Annotated in this window: 17 protein-coding genes; 7 read left to right on the plus strand and 10 right to left on the minus strand. The window is 59.6% G+C overall.

The window, feature by feature from the left end; genetic code table 11:
* Window positions 1-12: 12 nt before the first annotated feature.
* From FDM28_RS11160 to lexA, 3 genes are read right to left on the minus strand one after another with little or no spacing between them, the layout of a single operon-like run.
* On the minus strand, window positions 13-1,020 hold the full coding sequence (locus tag FDM28_RS11160) for a D-2-hydroxyacid dehydrogenase family protein (protein ID WP_138515266.1): 1,008 nt from the start codon (window positions 1,018-1,020) through the stop codon (window positions 13-15).
* A 53-nt stretch (window positions 1,021-1,073) separates the two neighbouring features.
* Window positions 1,074-1,403, minus strand: coding sequence for a hypothetical protein (locus FDM28_RS11165; RefSeq protein ID WP_138515267.1), 330 nt, complete (start codon window positions 1,401-1,403; stop codon window positions 1,074-1,076).
* Between the two features lie 13 nt (window positions 1,404-1,416).
* The gene (lexA, locus tag FDM28_RS11170; protein WP_138515268.1) at window positions 1,417-2,091 is read right to left on the minus strand and encodes a transcriptional repressor LexA; all 675 of its coding nucleotides are present in this window, start codon (window positions 2,089-2,091) and stop codon (window positions 1,417-1,419) included.
* 111 nt (window positions 2,092-2,202) lie between these two features.
* On the opposite strand from lexA, the gene FDM28_RS11175 reads away from it, so the two are divergent.
* Window positions 2,203-3,168 (plus strand): asparaginase, encoded by a 966-nt coding sequence (locus tag FDM28_RS11175; protein ID WP_138515269.1) that lies wholly within the window; start codon window positions 2,203-2,205, stop codon window positions 3,166-3,168.
* 46 nt (window positions 3,169-3,214) lie between these two features.
* Here the strand turns inward: FDM28_RS11175 and adk are convergent, their stop codons facing one another.
* The 6 genes from adk to FDM28_RS11205 form a co-directional block, all read right to left on the minus strand.
* On the minus strand, window positions 3,215-3,871 hold the full coding sequence (gene adk / locus FDM28_RS11180; protein ID WP_138515270.1) for an adenylate kinase: 657 nt from the start codon (window positions 3,869-3,871) through the stop codon (window positions 3,215-3,217).
* A gap of 137 nt (window positions 3,872-4,008) precedes the next feature.
* Window positions 4,009-4,773, minus strand: a complete 765-nt coding sequence (gene kdsB / locus FDM28_RS11185) for a 3-deoxy-manno-octulosonate cytidylyltransferase (protein ID WP_138515271.1) — start codon at window positions 4,771-4,773, stop codon at window positions 4,009-4,011.
* On the minus strand, window positions 4,770-4,958 hold the full coding sequence (locus FDM28_RS11190; RefSeq protein WP_138515272.1) for a Trm112 family protein: 189 nt from the start codon (window positions 4,956-4,958) through the stop codon (window positions 4,770-4,772). Before FDM28_RS11190 ends, kdsB begins: the two co-directional genes overlap by 4 nt.
* Complete coding sequence (gene lpxK / locus FDM28_RS11195) at window positions 4,939-5,991, minus strand: tetraacyldisaccharide 4'-kinase (RefSeq protein ID WP_138515273.1); 1,053 nt, start codon at window positions 5,989-5,991, stop codon at window positions 4,939-4,941. The genes FDM28_RS11190 and lpxK overlap by 20 nt, the downstream gene beginning before the upstream one ends.
* Before the next feature lie 3 nt (window positions 5,992-5,994).
* Window positions 5,995-6,420 (minus strand): ExbD/TolR family protein, encoded by a 426-nt coding sequence (locus tag FDM28_RS11200; protein WP_138515274.1) that lies wholly within the window; start codon window positions 6,418-6,420, stop codon window positions 5,995-5,997.
* 8 nt (window positions 6,421-6,428) lie between these two features.
* Entirely contained in the window at window positions 6,429-7,055 is a 627-nt protein-coding gene (locus FDM28_RS11205) for a MotA/TolQ/ExbB proton channel family protein (protein WP_138515275.1), read from the minus strand.
* A 133-nt stretch (window positions 7,056-7,188) separates the two neighbouring features.
* Between FDM28_RS11205 and xseA the strand changes: the two genes are divergently transcribed.
* The 3 genes from xseA to FDM28_RS11220 all read left to right on the plus strand — a co-directional run bounded on the left by xseA (window position 7,189) and on the right by FDM28_RS11220 (window position 11,601).
* Complete coding sequence (gene xseA, locus FDM28_RS11210; RefSeq protein ID WP_138515276.1) at window positions 7,189-8,496, plus strand: exodeoxyribonuclease VII large subunit; 1,308 nt, start codon at window positions 7,189-7,191, stop codon at window positions 8,494-8,496.
* Window positions 8,497-8,541: 45 nt separating this feature from the next.
* Window positions 8,542-9,123: a superoxide dismutase gene (locus FDM28_RS11215; RefSeq protein ID WP_138515277.1), complete on the plus strand. Its 582-nt coding sequence runs from the start codon at window positions 8,542-8,544 to the stop codon at window positions 9,121-9,123.
* A 240-nt stretch (window positions 9,124-9,363) separates the two neighbouring features.
* Window positions 9,364-11,601 (plus strand): NADP-dependent isocitrate dehydrogenase, encoded by a 2,238-nt coding sequence (locus FDM28_RS11220; protein ID WP_138515278.1) that lies wholly within the window; start codon window positions 9,364-9,366, stop codon window positions 11,599-11,601.
* Window positions 11,602-11,691: 90 nt separating this feature from the next.
* Here FDM28_RS11220 and FDM28_RS11225 read toward each other — a convergent pair whose 3' ends face one another.
* Window positions 11,692-12,144: a DUF192 domain-containing protein gene (locus FDM28_RS11225; protein WP_138515279.1), complete on the minus strand. Its 453-nt coding sequence runs from the start codon at window positions 12,142-12,144 to the stop codon at window positions 11,692-11,694.
* A 120-nt stretch (window positions 12,145-12,264) separates the two neighbouring features.
* On the opposite strand from FDM28_RS11225, the gene icd reads away from it, so the two are divergent.
* From icd to clpA, 3 genes are all read left to right on the plus strand, one after another.
* Window positions 12,265-13,518: an NADP-dependent isocitrate dehydrogenase gene (icd, locus tag FDM28_RS11230; RefSeq protein WP_138515280.1), complete on the plus strand. Its 1,254-nt coding sequence runs from the start codon at window positions 12,265-12,267 to the stop codon at window positions 13,516-13,518.
* Between the two features lie 148 nt (window positions 13,519-13,666).
* Window positions 13,667-14,023 (plus strand): ATP-dependent Clp protease adapter ClpS, encoded by a 357-nt coding sequence (gene clpS / locus FDM28_RS11235; RefSeq protein WP_138515281.1) that lies wholly within the window; start codon window positions 13,667-13,669, stop codon window positions 14,021-14,023.
* Between the two features lie 78 nt (window positions 14,024-14,101).
* Window positions 14,102-16,411: an ATP-dependent Clp protease ATP-binding subunit ClpA gene (gene clpA / locus FDM28_RS11240; RefSeq protein WP_138515282.1), complete on the plus strand. Its 2,310-nt coding sequence runs from the start codon at window positions 14,102-14,104 to the stop codon at window positions 16,409-16,411.
* The last annotated feature ends 39 nt before the right edge of the window (window positions 16,412-16,450 follow it).

A 16,450-nucleotide genomic window follows, 5' to 3' on the forward strand; every position in this document is an offset into this window, starting at 1 on the left:
AAGCGGGCTCAGTCAGCGCCGTACCTGTAGCGCGCCGGGGTTGATGATGTTGGACGGCGTACCTTTGATGTAATTGATCACGTTGTCAAACGCTGCGCCGAAATACATCTCATAGCTGTCCTGCTCCACATAGCCGATGTGGGGGGTGCAAATACAGTTTTCCAGCCGCAGCAAGGCATGGCCTTGCATGATAGGTTCCGCCTCAAAAACATCGATGGCGGCCATGCCCGGGTGGCATCGGTTCAAACCGCCAATCAAGGCATCCGGCTCAATGAGTTCGGCTCTGGATGTGTTCACCAGCAAGGCGGTGCTCTTCATGCAGGCGAGGTCTGCGGCAGTGACCAGATGTTTGGTGGCATCCGCAAGTCGCAAATGCAGGCTGAGTACATCGCTGCTGGAGAAAAAGCTCTCCCGGTCCGCTGCAGCTTCATAACCGTCCGCCACGGCCTTGGCGCGCGACGATTCGCTTCCCCAGACCACCACTTGCATGCCGAAGGCCTTGCCGTATCCGGCCACAATTTGACCGATACGGCCGTAGCCCCAAATGCCAAGGGTTTTGCCCCGCAGCACACTGCCCAGACCGAAATTCGCCGGCATGGAGCCCGCTTTGAGCCCGGACTGCTGCCACGCACCATGCTTGAGGTTGCCGATGTACTGGGGCAACCGGCGCATAGCGGCCATGATGAGTGCCCACGTTAATTCTGCAGGTGCAATCGGGGAACCCACACCTTCTGCAACGGCGATTCCTCGCTCGGTACAGGCCTGCACATCCAAATGGGAGCCCACCCGGCCAGTTTGTGCGATCAGCTTCAGACGTGGCAGCTTTTCAATCAGTGCGCGTGTGATTTGCGTGCGTTCGCGGACCAGTACGATGACATCGGCATCTTTCAGGCGAACGGAGAGTTGCCCGATTCCCTTGACCGTGTTGGTGTACACCTTGGCCTGGTAGGCGTCCAGTTTAGAGGCGCATTGCAGCTTGCGGACCGCGTCCTGGTAGTCGTCGAGGATCACTATGTTCATAGGCGCCATTGTGCCTTGCACAAAGCACCCGTTGTCAGTGCGCCATCAACAGGTCAGGCTGGTTCGAAGGCTGCGAGCCGGTCCAGTTCCGCACAAACATCCGCCATGCTGCCGGAGATGACCATGCGTCCTACATGGTGACGCGCCTGACCCTGCTCCACCACGCGCACTACCCTCAGTGGCTTGGATACAGGCAACTTTCGGGCTGTAGCACTCGCCGAATCTGCGGGAGGTGCTATGGAAAACATAGCATTTCCAAGGCGCGTTGATTCGTGTTTTGTGCGTGAGGGGTACTGTGCCAACGGGGCTGCGGATTTGCCTGCCAACCAGCGTTTGGGGGCACTGAAATCCAGCTTGCTCAAGAGGTAGGTGGTGATGGTCATGGCGTGCTCCGGTTTACATCATCATGGTGTTACGAATCAGGCCCACTGCCAGACCTTCGATTTCGAAAGGCTCACCGGGCTCGACCACAATGGTTTGGTAATCCGGGTTTTCCGGGTGCAGCTCAATCAGGTGCTTGTTGCGGCGAAAGCGCTTGACGGTCACTTCTTCACCCAAGCGGGCCACAATGATTTGGCCGTTTTTGGCATCCTTGGTCGCCTGCACGGCCAGCAAGTCGCCATCCATGATGCCCGCATCCCGCATAGACATGCCGCGGACTTTGAGCAGATAGTCCGGCTGGCGCTGGAAGAGGCTGTTTTCTACATAGTAGGTTTGGTCTACGTGCTCTTGGGCCAGGATGGGCGAGCCTGCTGCCACGCGGCCGATCAAGGGCAAAGCGAGCTGTGCCATGCCCGGCAACGGCAGCGAGAAGTGCTTGAGTCGCGACTCCTGGATGGACCGTAGTGCATCACTTTTGAGGCGAATGCCACGGGAGGTGCCGCTGACCAGCTCAATCACTCCTTTGCGGGCCAAGGCCTGCAAATGCTCTTCTGCCGCATTGGCAGACTTAAAGCCGAGTTCACTCGCGATTTCTGCGCGGGTGGGCGGTGCGCCCGTGCGTGCAATAGCGCTTTGAATCAAATCAAAAATTTGCTGCTGGCGGGCAGTGAGTTTCGGGCTTTCGAGCATACTGACTCCTTTTTTGGACAGAAGGCTGTGTGTCCATACACACTGTTTTCTTATCCAGTAACTGTATTTTCAGCCAGTTTTTTATTTTTTGCAAGCAAGAGGGCAAGGCGCATGAAAAAAGTTGTAGTTCTGGGAACAGGGGGCACTATTGCGGGCCGCGCACAAAGCGGCAGCGACAACGTGGGCTACAAAGCGGGTGAAGTCGGTGTGGCGGATTTGCTGGCGTCTATTCCGGGTATCCAAGAGCGTTTGCAGGGCACACAACTTGTTGCGGAGCAGGTTGCCCAAATCGACAGCAAAGATATGGATTGGGCGGTGTGGGGCCAGTTGGTGCAGCGCTGTGAAGCGCATCTGGCGGATGCCGACGTAGCCGCCGTGCTGGTCACCCATGGCACGGACACCCTGGAGGAAACCGCCTACCTTCTGCATTTGGCGTTGACCGCGAAGGCACTGCGCAAGCCGGTGGTGCTCACCTGCGCCATGCGGCCTGCGACGGCCTTGACGCCTGATGGCCCTCAGAACGTGTTGGATGCTATCTCTGTCGCCCTGCATCCTGCCAGCCACGGCGTGATGGTGGTCTGCGCGGGCGCGGTGCACGCGGCGACCCACGTGCAAAAGCGCTGTAGCTACCGGGTCGATGCCTTTGACTCCGGCGATGCCGGCCCTCTGGGATGGGTGGAAGAGGGGCAGGTTCGCTGGTGCCATGCATTGCCGCCAGCCGGTGCTGAGCATATTGCCGTGGCGGCCCCACGTTGGTTGCAGGCGCCGCGCGTGGACATGGTGATGAACTACGCGAGTGCAGGGGCTTACGTGGTGGAGGCCTTGCTCGAAGCGCAGGCAAACGGTTCACAAGTGCAGGGCATCGTGGTGGCCGGCACGGGCAACGGTACCGTGAACGACGCCATGCAACAGTCTCTGCTCAAGGCGGTGGAGCAGGGCGTGCGCGTGGTGCTGGCCAGCCGTTGCGCATTGGGCGGTGTGGTGCGCTCGGCAATTGGAGAGTCGCCATTCGCCCATTACCCCGGGCTATCGGCCGTGAAGGCGCGGGTGCGCTTGATGCTGGAGCTCGCGGCATAAAAAAAGCCGCTGGATTTCAGCGGCTTTTCATTGCGCAGAGGGGCGCTTAGCGGGACAAGGCTTCAAACACGCGGGCAGTGATGTCATTCACATCACCCATACCGCTGATGGCGCGGTAGCGGGGGGCACTGGCGGGCTCTTGGCTCGCCCATTGGGAGTAGTACTCCACCAACGGACGGGTTTGGGCGCTGTACACCTCCAGGCGTTTCTTGACCGTTTCTTCCTTGTCGTCATCGCGCTGGATCAAGGGTTCGCCGGTCACGTCATCCACGCCTTCGACCTTGGGCGGGTTGAATTTGACGTGGTAGGTTCGGCCGGAAGCCGGGTGTGAGCGGCGGCCGCTCATGCGTTCGATGATGGCTTCAAAAGGCACATCAATCTCCACCACGTAGTCCAGAGCCACGCCGGCAGCCTTCATGGCATCTGCCTGGGGAATGGTGCGTGGAAAACCGTCAAACAGGAAGCCGTTGGCGCAATCGGCTTGGGTCAGGCGCTCTTTCACCAGGTTGATGATGAGTTCATCGCTGACCAAACCACCGGACGCCATCACGGCCTGTGCCTGCAAGCCCAGAGGCGTGCCCGCCTTGACGGCTGCACGCAGCATGTCGCCGGTAGAGATTTGTGGAATCCCATACTTTTGGCAGATGAAAGTGGCTTGCGTGCCTTTGCCAGCGCCTGGTGCGCCCAACAGAATCAGTCTCATGAATACCTCAAATTGAAAGGAAAGCCGGCGCGTCTCCGTGAGCGCTTCGAGCGAGCGCTTCTTATGACGGGCATGTAGCGCTAGAGAATATCACGCCCTCACCGCCTGCTAACTTACAGACGCACCTGCTCTTGGCCTCAGGCGCGGCCCACCAGGGCACGGACTTTGGCCAAATCTTCGGGCGTGTCCACACCGGGGCCGGGCGCATCGGGGCTGATGTGCACCGCAATCCGGTGGCCGTGCCACAAGGCGCGCAACTGCTCCAGGGCCTCGGTCACCTCTACCGGTGCTTGCGGCAACTGAGGGAATTGCCGCAAAAAGCCAACGCGATACGAGTAAATGCCGACGTGGCGCAAAGGCGCAGGCGTTGGCAGGCTGTTCACACCCTCGGCAAAACCATCCCGCCACCAGGCGATCGGTGCGCGGCTGAAGTACAGCGCCATGCCCGCGGCGTCTGTCACCACTTTCACGACATTCGGGTTGCGGAACTCCGCCACGTCGTGAATCGCATGGGCTGCGGTACCCATGGCGGCCTGCGGATGCTGGGCCAGCAGGTCGGCCACGGCTTGCACCAAGCCGGTGTCGATGAGAGGTTCATCGCCCTGCACGTTCACCACAATGTCTTCGTCCGCCAAGCCCAGAAGCGCACAAGCTTCTGCCAGGCGGTCACTGCCGGAGGGATGGTCGGTGCGGGTGAGCAGGCATTCAATCTGGTGGGCTTGGCACGCCTCGACGATGGACGCATCGTCGGCCGCCACCACCACGCGAACGGGGCCTTGCATGCCGGCCGTCACCCGTTTGGCCACCCGCACCACCATGGGCAGGCCACCGATGTCCACCAGCGGTTTGTTCGGCAGCCGGGTAGAGGCCAGTCGGGCCGGAATCAGCACGGTAAAGCTCATGCCGCAGCGTCCAACTCAGCATCGGTGAGCACGCGGGCTTCGTTTTCCAGCAATACCGGAATGCCATCGCGCACCGGGTAGGCCAGCCGGGCGCTGCGCGAAATCAGCTCCTGCTTGTCGCGGTCAAATTCCAAAGGCCCTTTGGTAACGGGGCAAACCAAGAGTTCAATGAGTCGTGTGTCCATGGGGGGATGATAGTGGGGGAGATGCGCGGTGCAGCGCGGCATCCAGGGCGGAGAGAAAGTCTGGAGGCAAGGTTTGTATCAAGGGTGCGCACCAGGCCTCCGGCTCGACCCGCCAGAGTTTGGTGGCGTCTTTTCCGGTGCAAATCAGGGTGTAGCGCTCGTGTTCTGTGCGGGAGTAGCTATCAAAATCATAGTGATCCGGCAGGGCCAGCGTGCGCTCAAGCGGCACCCCGGCCGCGCGCAACATGGCAAAAAAGTTCTCAGGTTGCGCAATGCCGGCCAGAGCCAGCAAAGGGCGCCCGCTGTGGGCCAGTGCAGACAGCGGCTGCATTTCTCCATGGCCGTTGACCGCATGGGGGGCGAGCGTTCGTGTTGCGCTAAAGCCGGGCAGGTCGCAAGGGCCCGTGCGCAGCACCAGGCGCTGCCGGGCGGATTGGCCCGCCGCAGCTACATCCGCCACCGGCCAGTGCTGGCGCAGCATGCCCGCGGGCAGCAGGCGCTGGTTGCCCAAACCCCGCGAGTCAAACACGCACACTTCCACATCGCGGTGCAGGCGGTAGTGTTGCATGCCGTCGTCACACACAATGTGGGTCAGCTCGGGGTGTCGCTCCAGCAGCCCGTGGCACGCGGCCACGCGGTCCCGCCCCACCACCACTGGTACCCCCGAAGCCCGTTGCAATAGCAAGGGCTCATCGCCGACGACGCGGGCTTCGCTGGCAGGGGTAACTTCTACAGGCGCCACATGCTGCCCGCCGAATCCGCGCGACACGATGCCGGGCCGCGCCCCCTGTGCTCGCAGGTGCTCCACGATGCCCAGCACAGTGGGTGTTTTACCGGCACCACCGGCGATCACATTGCCCACCACAATCACCGGCACCGCCACGGAGTGGCTCTTGGCCAAGCCCAGCCGGTAGGTGGCGCGGTGCAATGCTGTGAGTGCGCCATAGAGCCACGCCACCGGCAGCAGCGTGTGGCTGAGCAGGCCGCGCTCCACCCATGCGCTCGTCAGGGCAGACTGCACACGAGGGCTCATGGCTTACTTGCCGGCCGTGCCGGAGGACTGGGTGGCGAAGGTGATCTGGTTCAAACCGGCGCGGCGGGCGGCTTCCATCACAGTGACCACCGCCTGGTGGCGCGCGCTGGCGTCTGCGCTGATGATGATCACGGTGTCTTTGCCGGCTTTGGCGTTTTCGGTAAGCGCGATCGACAGGCTCTCGGTACTGCGGCCTGCCAGAAGCTGTTTGTTGATGCTGTAGGCGCCCTCTGCGCTGACGGACACGATCAGCTCCTTGGGGTAGTCCCGCTGGGCATCGGCATCGGCCACCGGCAACTTGAGCTGCAGCTCGGTGAACTTGCTGTAGGTGGTGGACAACATCAAAAAGATGAGCACCACCAGCAGCACATCAATGAACGGAATCAGGTTGATTTCCGGCTCTTCGTGGCGGCGTTGGCGGAAGTTCATGGCCAGCCTTATTTGCGCAAGGCCTTGAGGTGGCGCACCAGATGCTCGGAAGCCAGTTCCAGCGTTAGCAAGTAGGCATCCACCCGGCCGCGGAAATAGCGCCAGAAAATCAAGGACGGAATCGCCACCACCAGCCCGAAAGCCGTGTTGTACAGCGCAATCGAAATTCCGTGTGCCAGCTGCGCCGGGTTGCCACCGGTGGATCCACCGGGCGCCTGGGAGCCGAAAATTTCAATCATGCCCACCACCGTGCCGAACAAGCCCATCAGTGGCGCGGCAGACGCAATCGTGGCCAGGGCGCTCAGGTAGTGCTCCAGGCGCTGGGCCACCACCCGGCCTACGCCCTCCATGGTGGCACGCAGGTCGTCTTCGCTGCAGTGGGGGTCTTTGTTGAGCGCGCGCAAGCCCGAGGCCAGCACTTCACCCAGAGCGGAATTCTTTTCCAATTGGCTCACCACATCCGGCGCAGGCACGGAGGTCTTGGTCACGCTCAGCACCTCTTCGAGCAGCTTGGGCGGAGCCACTTTGGCGGTTTTCAGGCTGATGAAACGCTCGATCACAATGGCCAGAGCCAGAATGGAACAGGCAATCAGGGGCCAGATCGGCCAGCCGGCGGCTTGAATGATGGAAAACAAAAGGCGTACTCCGCACAGTTAAAAAGCTGCTGGATTATGGCGCAGTGCGCTTGCCGCCCGCACAGGCATGCGAGCTGCCCGAGGCATACTCTGCGCCCTATGACCCAAGCCTTGTTTTCAGGGAGTGCCGCGCATGCTGGACAGCCCTAACGCCACCCCCACCCCGCGTGTATGGCGGGTAGACGCTTTGTGCCGCGCGCTGGCCGACACCTTGAATGCCCGCTTCAACCCGGTCCGGGTGAGTGGAGAAATTTCCGGCTTCTCCCGGGCCGCCAGCGGACACTGCTATTTCTCGCTCAAAGACCAGGACGCGCAAATTCGCTGCGCCATGTTCAAGCGCGCTGCGGTGGGGCTCGACTTTGCGCCGCGCGACGGAGAGCTGGTTGAAGTCTCCGGCCGCCTGGATATTTACGGCCCGCGCGGCGATTTGCAGCTGATCGTGGAGGGCATGCGGCGGCAAGGGCAGGGCAGTTTGTTTGAGGAATTCTTGCGGCTGAAAGCGCGGCTGGAGGCCCAGGGCTTATTCGATCCCGCCCGCAAGCGCGAGCTGCCGCTCATGCCCCGCAGTATCGGGCTGGTGACTTCGCTGGGCGCCGCTGCCTTGCATGATGTGGCCACCGCATTGCGGCGCAGGGTGCCTCACATACCCGTGGTGTTGGCGCCAGCCTCTGTGCAAGGGGCGGGCGCTCCTGCCGAGCTGGTCGCAGCGCTAGCGCAATTGACAAGCCGTGCAAACGATATCGACGGTGCCGGAACCCCGCTTGACGTGATTCTCCTGGTGCGTGGTGGTGGTTCGTTGGAAGACTTATGGGCTTTCAATGACGAGCAGTTGGCCTTGGCCATCAGCCGCAGTCCGGTGCCGGTGGTGAGCGGGGTAGGGCATGAAACCGACTTCACGATTGCCGATTTCGTGGCCGATGTACGGGCTCCGACGCCGACGGCTGCCGCCGAGCTGGTCGCCACCCCTGCAGCCGTCTGCCTCGGTGCGGCGCAGGTGCTGCAAGACCGCTTGTCGTCCGCCGCCTGGCGCCTGCTGGATACAGAAGCGCAGCGCCTGGACCGGGTGGGCGCCCGCGCGGGCCGGCCATCGAGCCTGATGGCCGGGCACACCTTGCGCTTGCAGGCCTTGTCGCACCAGCTGCAGGGCGCTGCAAAAATGCAGCTGCAAGCCTTGGGCGTGGCCCGGCAGACCCGTGCGAGCCAATGGCCGGGCCTGGTTCAACGCAGTCTGGCGGTGCAGGCGGATCGCTTGCAGCGCGCGGAGTTGCGCTTGGGGCTGCTGGACCCGTCCCTGGTGCTCCAGCGCGGGTATGCGTGGCTGTCCGACGCCAATGGCACAGCGCTCACGAGCGCGCACGATGTGCAGGCCGGGCAGGCGCTGCAAGCAACCCTGTCAGACGGTACGGTTGATCTTTCGGTGCAAGCGGTGCATCGCAATTAGTTTCTACAATCCGCTTTGTTTTCAACCACTCACCACGAGGAATTCATGGAACATACCCTGCCCCCGCTGCCCTACGCGATTGATGCCTTGGCACCTGCTTACTCCCAAGAGACCCTGGAGTTCCACCACGGCAAGCACCACAACGCGTACGTGGTGAACCTGAACAACCTGCAAAAAGGCACCGAGTTCGAGAACCTGAGCCTGGAAGAAATCATCAAAAAGTCCAGCGGCGGCATCTACAACAATGCAGCCCAAATCTGGAACCACACTTTCTTCTGGAACTGCATGAAGCCCCAAGGCGGCGGCGAACCCACCGGCGCGTTGGCAGCAGCTATCAACGCCAAGTGGGGTTCTTACGCAGCGTTCAAAGAAGCCTTTGTGAAGTCTGCCGTTGGCAACTTTGGCTCTGGCTGGACTTGGTTGGTCAAGAAGGCGGACGGCTCTGTGGACATCGTCAACACGGGCGCTGCCGGCACCCCCCTGACCACTGCAGACACCGCATTGTTGACCGTGGACGTGTGGGAACACGCTTACTACATCGACTACCGCAACATGCGCCCCAAGTTCGTGGAGACCTTCCTCGATAAGTTGGTGAACTGGGACTTCGCAGCCAAAAACTTCGGCTGAAACGCGCACGCGCCAAAAACGGGCTCGGAGGGCAACCTCCGGGCCTTTTTTACGTTTGTGCTGCAGTGCACACTAAAAAAATTTCCTTGAAGTGGATTCAAATTTCGCATTGCGGTAATGCATTGCAAAAATTGCAATTCCGGTCAGACCACTGAAAGCACAATCACGCACTATCCGCCGCCTGCTGTCTGTTGCGAAACCTTCTGGCGGCGATAACACATCATTTTTTGGAGATAAGAGATGAGCACCCAGCAACCGACCATCATCTACACGCTGACCGACGAAGCCCCCCGTCTGGCCACTGCTTCCTTTCTGCCCCTGATCCGTTCTTTCACCGCGCCCGCCGGCATCAATGTGGTGGAGTCTGATATTTCTGTCGCAGCCCGTGTGCTGGGCGAGTTCTCGGATTTCTTGAAGGACGATCAAAAAGTCCCCAACACCCTGGCCGAGTTGGGCAAGAAAACCCTGCAAGCCGATGCCAACATCATCAAGCTGCCCAACATCAGCGCTTCCGTAGGCCAGCTGCAAGCCTGCATCAAAGAGCTGCAAAGCAAAGGCTACGCACTGCCGGACTACCCCGAGTCCCCCAAAACGGATGAAGAAAAAGCCATCCGCGCCCGCTACGCCAAGTGCACTGGCAGCGCGGTGAACCCCGTGCTGCGTGAAGGCAACTCTGACCGCCGCGCGCCCAAGGCCGTTAAGGAATACGCTCGCAAGAACCCCCACAGCATGGCCGAGTGGAGCCAGGCATCGCGCTCCCACGTGTCCCACATGCATCATGGCGACTTCTACCATGGCGAAAAGTCGCTGACGCTGGACCGCGCTCGCGACGTGAAGATGGAGCTCATCACCAAGAGCGGCCAGACCATTGTGCTCAAGCCCAAGGTGTCGTTGCTGGACCGCGAAGTGATTGACAGCATGTTCATGAGCAAAAAAGCCTTGCTCGAGTTCTACGAAAAAGAAATTGAAGACGCTCGCAAGACAGGCGTGATGTTCTCCCTGCACGTGAAGGCCACAATGATGAAGGTGTCCCACCCCATCGTGTTCGGCCACTGCGTCAAGATTTTCTACAAGGAAGCGTTCGAGAAACACGGCGCCCTGTTCAAGGAACTTGGCGTGAACGTGAACAACGGCATGGCCGACCTGTACGGCAAGATTGCCACACTGCCACAAAGCAAGCAAGACGAAATCAAGCGCGACCTGCACGCGTGCCACGAGCACCGCCCCGAGCTGGCCATGGTGGACTCTGCCAAGGGCATCACCAACTTCCACTCGCCCAACGACATCATCGTGGACGCCTCCATGCCCGCCATGATCCGCAACGGCGGCAAGATGTGGGACGCCAATGGCCGTCTGAAGGACGTCAAGGCTGTGATGCCCGAATCGACCTTCGCCCGTATCTACCAGGAAATCATCAATTTCTGCAAATGGCACGGCGCGTTTGACCCCAAGACCATGGGCACCGTGCCCAACGTGGGCTTGATGGCGCAGCAGGCCGAAGAATACGGCTCGCACGACAAGACCTTTGAAATCGCGGAAGACGGCGTGGCCAACATCACCGACCTGGCTACCGGCGAAGTGCTGCTGAGCCAGAACGTGGAAGCCGGCGACATCTGGCGCATGTGCCAGGTGAAGGACGCTGCGATTCGCGACTGGGTCAAACTGGCCGTCAACCGTGCCCGCAACTCTGGCATGCCTGTGGTGTTCTGGTTGGACTCTTACCGTCCGCACGAAGCCCAGCTGATCACCAAGGTCAAGATGTACCTGCACGAGCACGACACCACGGGTCTGGACATCCAGATCATGAGCCAAGTGCGTGCCATGCGTTACACCCTGGAGCGCGTGATCCGTGGCCTGGACACCATCAGCGCCACCGGTAACATCCTGCGCGACTACCTGACTGACCTGTTCCCCATCATGGAGCTGGGCACCTCCGCCAAGATGTTGTCCATCGTGCCTTTGATGGCCGGCGGCGGCATGTACGAAACCGGCGCCGGCGGCTCGGCCCCCAAGCACGTGCAGCAACTGGTGGAAGAAAACCACCTGCGCTGGGATTCGCTGGGCGAGTTCCTGGCGTTGGCCGTGTCGTTGGAAGACCTGGGTCTGAAAACTGGCAACAGCAAGGCCAAAATTTTGTCCAAAACGCTGGATGCTGCTACTGGCAAACTACTCGACAACAACAAGAACCCGTCTCCCAAGACAGGTCAGTTGGACAACCGTGGCAGCCAGTTCTACCTGTCCTTGTACTGGGCGCAAGAGTTGGCTGCGCAAACTGAAGACACGGCGTTGGCCGCGCTGTTTGCTCCCTTGGCCAAAGAGTTGACCGCCAAGGAGCAAGTCATCGTTGCCGAGTTGGCCGCAGTGCAAGGCCAGCCTGCCGACATTGGTGGCTACTACTTGCCTGACCCCGCCAAGCTGGACCAGGTGATGCGCCCCAGCGCCACCCTGAACGCCGTGCTGGCGTCCGTCGCAGCATAAAAAAACGGCAAGCAGTCTGCTTGCCGTTTTCATCAAAAAAGGAGTGCAGACTTTGTCTTCGCTCCTTTTTTTATAGCTGCTTGCGCAAGCTCAATGGGCGCTAAAGGGCGATCCGCTTAATTTGCTGCCGGCTTTCATGCCCCGCTTGGCAAACCAGCCCTGGTTCATTTCCAGCACAAAGCGTACCGGCTTGGCTGCACAGTGAGAGTCGGTGGTTTGGGGTTTCATGTCGGCCAAGTTCACGATGGTGCCATCGTCAGCCACAAAGGCGGCAGTCAGGGGGAGTACGGTGTTCTTCATCCAGAAGCACAAGCCTGAAGGCTGCTCGAAGACGAACAACATGCCCTCGTGCTGGGGCATGTCTTTGCGGTACATCAGCCCCGTGCTGCGCTGGTCGGGTGTCTGGGCCACTTGCGCATCAATCTGGTACATGCCGGCCCCCAAGGTCACGCGGGGTAGGTTCATTTGCGGGGAGTCTTGTGCCGCAGCCGCAAATGACAAGGCACACAGGGCGGAAGCAAGAAGGGTGTTCAATCGTTTCATGGGCGAGGAGGGTAGGAGGCCAACAGGGGCGCGGTTTGCACTGCTGCGCAACGCGGAGTGCCTAGACTTTACAACTAGAATCGTTCGGCATTGACCCAAGGAAACCGGAGTCCCGTTTTTATGTACCAGCACATCCAGGTGCCTGCACAAGGCCAGAAAATCACCGCTAACCCCGACAAGACCTTGAATGTGCCTGATCAGCCCATCATCCCTTTCATCGAGGGAGACGGTATCGGCGTAGACATCACGCCGGTGATGCTCAAGGTGGTCGACGCAGCCGTAGAAAAAGCCTACGGTGGCCAGCGCAAGATCCATTGGATGGAAATTTATGCGGGTGAAAAATCCACCCGCGTCTATGGCCCCGATGTGTGGCTGCCCCAGGAAACCCTGGATGTGGTGCGTGACTATCTGGTCTCCATCAAGGGGCCGTTAACAACCCCCGTGGGTGGTGGCATCCGCTCCTTGAACGTGGCCTTGCGGCAGGAGCTGGATTTGTATGTCTGCCTGCGCCCCATCCAATATTTCAAGGGCGTGCCCAGCCCGCTCAAAGAGCCTGAAAAAACCAATATGGTGGTCTTTCGCGAAAACTCGGAAGACATCTACGCCGGCATCGAGTTCGAAGCCGGCTCCGACAAAGCCCAGCGCCTGATCAAATTCTTGCAAGACGATTTCGGCATCCACAAAATCCGCTTCCCGGAGACGTCCGGCCTGGGCATCAAACCCGTTTCTCGGGAAGGCACCGAGCGCTTGGTGCGCAAGGCCATCCAATACGCCATCGACAACGACAAGCCCAATGTGACCATCGTGCACAAGGGCAACATCATGAAGTTCACTGAAGGCAGCTTCCGTGACTGGGCTTACGCGGTGGCGCAAAACGAATTCGGCGCGCAGTTGATTGACGGTGGCCCCTGGTGCCGTTTCAAAAACCCACACACCGGACGCGACATCATCATCAAAGACAGCATTGCCGACGCCTTTTTGCAGCAAATTCTGCTGCGCCCGGTGGAGTACAGCGTGGTTGCCACCCTGAACCTCAATGGTGACTACATCTCCGATGCGCTGGCTGCCCAAGTGGGGGGCATCGGCATTGCGCCGGGAGCCAACCTGTCCGATACCGTGGCCATGTTCGAAGCCACCCACGGCACTGCGCCCAAATACGCCGGCAAAGACTATGTGAACCCCGGTTCCGAAATCTTGTCTGCCGAAATGATGCTGCGCCACATGGGCTGGAAAGAGGCGGCAGACCTCATCATTCGCTCGCTGGAAAAATCCATCCTGAGTAAAAAAGTGACCTATGACTTTGCTCGTCTCATGGACGGCGCCAAGCAAGTTAGCTGCTCCGGTTTCGGCCAAGTCATGATCGACAACATGTGAGCACGGCACCTCGTGTGCCTCAAGATGCAAACCGTACCCAGGCGCCGCCGGGTACGGTTTTTTTATGGCAAGGGCATTGAAATCCCAGAAAGCGGCGCCAAGTCCGCTGTACCCTGCAGCGATGTGAGTCGCCCGATAGAATCATTTCATGGCAACTAACATCCCCAAACCACCGGCCGTCAAACCGCCCCCCGCGGGCGGTGACGACGCCACTGTTGTTCTCGAACGCCTGTCGCAGCGGGTGCAACCCCCGTCGATGTACCAGGTGGTCATGCTTAACGATGACTACACCCCCATGGAGTTTGTGGTGGTGGTCATTCAGGAGTTTTTCGGCAAAGACCTGGAGGCCGCTACCCAAATCATGCTGAAAATCCATCTGGATGGGCGTGGCGCGTGTGGTGTGTACCCCAAAGATATTGCTGCCACCAAGGTCGATCAGGTGCTTGATGCCGCGCACAAGGCAGGCCACCCATTGAAATGCATCAGCGAGCCCGTAGATCTGTAGGGGAAAGCGAGAAGTTCGCGCAGACGGTCCCTAAATCGGATTACAGTTAATCAACACCAAGGCAAAAAAGGAATTCATATGATTGCCCAAGAACTGGAAGTCAGCCTGCACATGGCGTTCGTGGAAGCCCGCCAGCAGCGCCATGAATTCATCACCGTAGAGCACTTGTTGTTGGCCCTTTTGGACAACCCCAGCGCCGCAGAAGTGCTGCGCGCCTGTGCCGCAAATATTGACGATTTACGCAAATCGCTCACCAATTTCATCAAAGACAACACGCCACAAGTCGCGGGTACTGATGAGGTGGACACCCAGCCCACGCTTGGCTTTCAGCGCGTGATTCAGCGGGCCATCATGCATGTGCAAAGCACCGGCAGTGGCAAAAAAGAAGTCACTGGCGCCAATGTGCTGGTAGCCATTTTTGGCGAGAAAGACTCCCATGCGGTGTACTACCTCCACCAGCAGGGCGTGACCCGCTTGGACGTGGTGAACTTCATCGCCCACGGCATCAAAAAGTCCGACCCGCCCGAGGCCAGCAAGGCCAGCGAGAGCCCGCAAGAAAGTGAAGAGGGCGTAAGTGAGAAGAGCGAAAAAGCCTCGCCCTTGGAGCAGTACACCCAAAACCTGAACCAGATGGCCAAAGACGGCAAGATCGATCCGCTGATCGGCCGAGACTACGAGGTCGAGCGGGTGATCCAGATTCTGTGCCGCCGCCGTAAAAACAACCCCCTGTTGGTGGGTGAGGCCGGTGTGGGCAAAACGGCCATTGCCGAGGGCTTGGCATGGCGCATCTCGCAAAACGATGTGCCCGAAATCTTGGCCGACTCGGTGGTGTATTCATTGGACATGGGCGCCTTGCTCGCGGGCACCAAATACCGCGGCGATTTTGAGCAACGCCTCAAGGCAGTGTTGAAGTCTTTGAAAGAAAAGCCCAATGCGGTTTTGTTTATTGACGAAATTCACACCTTGATTGGCGCCGGTGCAGCCTCTGGCGGCACTCTGGATGCGTCCAACCTTTTGAAGCCCAGCCTCAGCTCCGGTCAACTCAAGTGCATTGGCGCTACCACCTTCACCGAATACCGCGGCATTTTTGAGAAAGACGCAGCGCTCTCCCGTCGCTTCCAGAAGGTCGACGTGGTAGAGCCCACCATCGACCAGACGGTGGAAATTCTCAAGGGACTCAAATCCCGCTTTGAAGAGCACCACAACGTCAAGTACGCCGTGGCCGCATTGCAGGCCGCTGCAGAGTTGAGTGCCAAATACATCAACGACCGCCACTTGCCTGACAAGGCGATCGACGTGATCGACGAGGCCGGTGCGGCTCAGCGTATCCTGGCGCCGAGCAAGCGCAAGAAGACCATTAGCAAGACCGAGGTGGAAGAAATTGTGGCGAAAATCGCTCGTATTCCCCCCGCGAATGTGTCCAACGACGATCGCAGCAAACTCAAGACTCTGGAGCGCGACCTCAAGAGTGTGGTGTTTGGTCAAGACAAGGCACTGGACGTGTTGGCCTCCGCGGTCAAGATGGCCCGGTCGGGCTTGGGCAAGGGCGACAAGCCGATTGGCTCTTTCCTGTTCAGCGGCCCCACGGGCGTGGGTAAAACAGAAGCAGCCAAGCAGCTGGCTTACATCATGGGTATTGACCTCATTCGCTTCGACATGAGCGAATACATGGAGCGCCATGCCGTGAGCCGTTTGATCGGTGCGCCTCCCGGCTATGTAGGCTTTGACCAAGGCGGTTTGCTGACCGAGGCCATCACCAAGAAGCCGCACGCGGTGCTCTTGTTGGATGAGATCGAAAAAGCCCATCCTGACATCTTCAACGTGCTGTTGCAGGTGATGGACCACGGCTCGCTGACGGACAACAATGGCCGCAAAGCGGATTTCCGTAACGTGATCATCATCATGACCACCAACGCGGGTGCCGAGACTATGAACAAGGCCACCATCGGCTTCACCAACCCGCGTGAAGCGGGCGATGAAATGATGGACATCAAGCGCTTCTTCACTCCCGAGTTCCGCAACCGCTTGGATGCCATCGTGGGCTTCAAGGCGCTGGATGAGGTGGTGATCTTGCGCGTGGTCGACAAGTTTTTGCTGCAACTGGAAACCCAGCTGGCTGAGAAGAAGGTGGATGTCACCTTCACCGACAAGTTGCGCAAGCATTTGGGCAAGAAGGGTTTCGATCCCTTGATGGGCGCGCGCCCCATGCAGCGCCTGATTCAAGACACAATTCGCCGTGCCTTGGCTGATGAGTTGCTGTTTGGTCGCTTGGTGGATGGAGGTCGCTTGACGGTGGATCTGGATGAGAAAGACGAAGTGCTTCTCGACATTCAGCCCCTGCCCAAGAAAGAGGGCAAGTCCAAGCCCGAGGAAGCTACGGCTGGCTGATGGCGTGTTGGTGTGCGGTGCGCAATGCGCAATGCGCAA

It is taken from the genome of Rhodoferax bucti (assembly GCF_005876985.1).
GTDB lineage: Bacteria > Pseudomonadota > Gammaproteobacteria > Burkholderiales > Burkholderiaceae_C > Allorhodoferax > Allorhodoferax bucti.

What these genes read in the sequence shown, in the direction of transcription:
- FDM28_RS11160 (WP_138515266.1), bottom strand. Translation starts at nt 1,020, where the DNA reads ATGAACATAGTGATCCTCGACGACTACCAGGACGCGGTCCGCAAGCTG.
- FDM28_RS11165 (WP_138515267.1), bottom strand. Translation starts at nt 1,403, where the DNA reads ATGACCATCACCACCTACCTCTTGAGCAAGCTGGATTTCAGTGCCCCC.
- lexA (WP_138515268.1), bottom strand. Translation starts at nt 2,091, where the DNA reads ATGCTCGAAAGCCCGAAACTCACTGCCCGCCAGCAGCAAATTTTTGAT.
- FDM28_RS11175 (WP_138515269.1), top strand. Translation starts at nt 2,203, where the DNA reads ATGAAAAAAGTTGTAGTTCTGGGAACAGGGGGCACTATTGCGGGCCGC.
- adk (WP_138515270.1), bottom strand. Translation starts at nt 3,871, where the DNA reads ATGAGACTGATTCTGTTGGGCGCACCAGGCGCTGGCAAAGGCACGCAA.
- kdsB (WP_138515271.1), bottom strand. Translation starts at nt 4,773, where the DNA reads ATGAGCTTTACCGTGCTGATTCCGGCCCGACTGGCCTCTACCCGGCTG.
- FDM28_RS11190 (WP_138515272.1), bottom strand. Translation starts at nt 4,958, where the DNA reads ATGGACACACGACTCATTGAACTCTTGGTTTGCCCCGTTACCAAAGGG.
- lpxK (WP_138515273.1), bottom strand. Translation starts at nt 5,991, where the DNA reads ATGAGCCCTCGTGTGCAGTCTGCCCTGACGAGCGCATGGGTGGAGCGC.
- FDM28_RS11200 (WP_138515274.1), bottom strand. Translation starts at nt 6,420, where the DNA reads ATGAACTTCCGCCAACGCCGCCACGAAGAGCCGGAAATCAACCTGATT.
- xseA (WP_138515276.1), top strand. Translation starts at nt 7,189, where the DNA reads ATGCTGGACAGCCCTAACGCCACCCCCACCCCGCGTGTATGGCGGGTA.
- FDM28_RS11215 (WP_138515277.1), top strand. Translation starts at nt 8,542, where the DNA reads ATGGAACATACCCTGCCCCCGCTGCCCTACGCGATTGATGCCTTGGCA.
- FDM28_RS11220 (WP_138515278.1), top strand. Translation starts at nt 9,364, where the DNA reads ATGAGCACCCAGCAACCGACCATCATCTACACGCTGACCGACGAAGCC.
- FDM28_RS11225 (WP_138515279.1), bottom strand. Translation starts at nt 12,144, where the DNA reads ATGAAACGATTGAACACCCTTCTTGCTTCCGCCCTGTGTGCCTTGTCA.
- icd (WP_138515280.1), top strand. Translation starts at nt 12,265, where the DNA reads ATGTACCAGCACATCCAGGTGCCTGCACAAGGCCAGAAAATCACCGCT.
- clpS (WP_138515281.1), top strand. Translation starts at nt 13,667, where the DNA reads ATGGCAACTAACATCCCCAAACCACCGGCCGTCAAACCGCCCCCCGCG.
- clpA (WP_138515282.1), top strand. Translation starts at nt 14,102, where the DNA reads ATGATTGCCCAAGAACTGGAAGTCAGCCTGCACATGGCGTTCGTGGAA.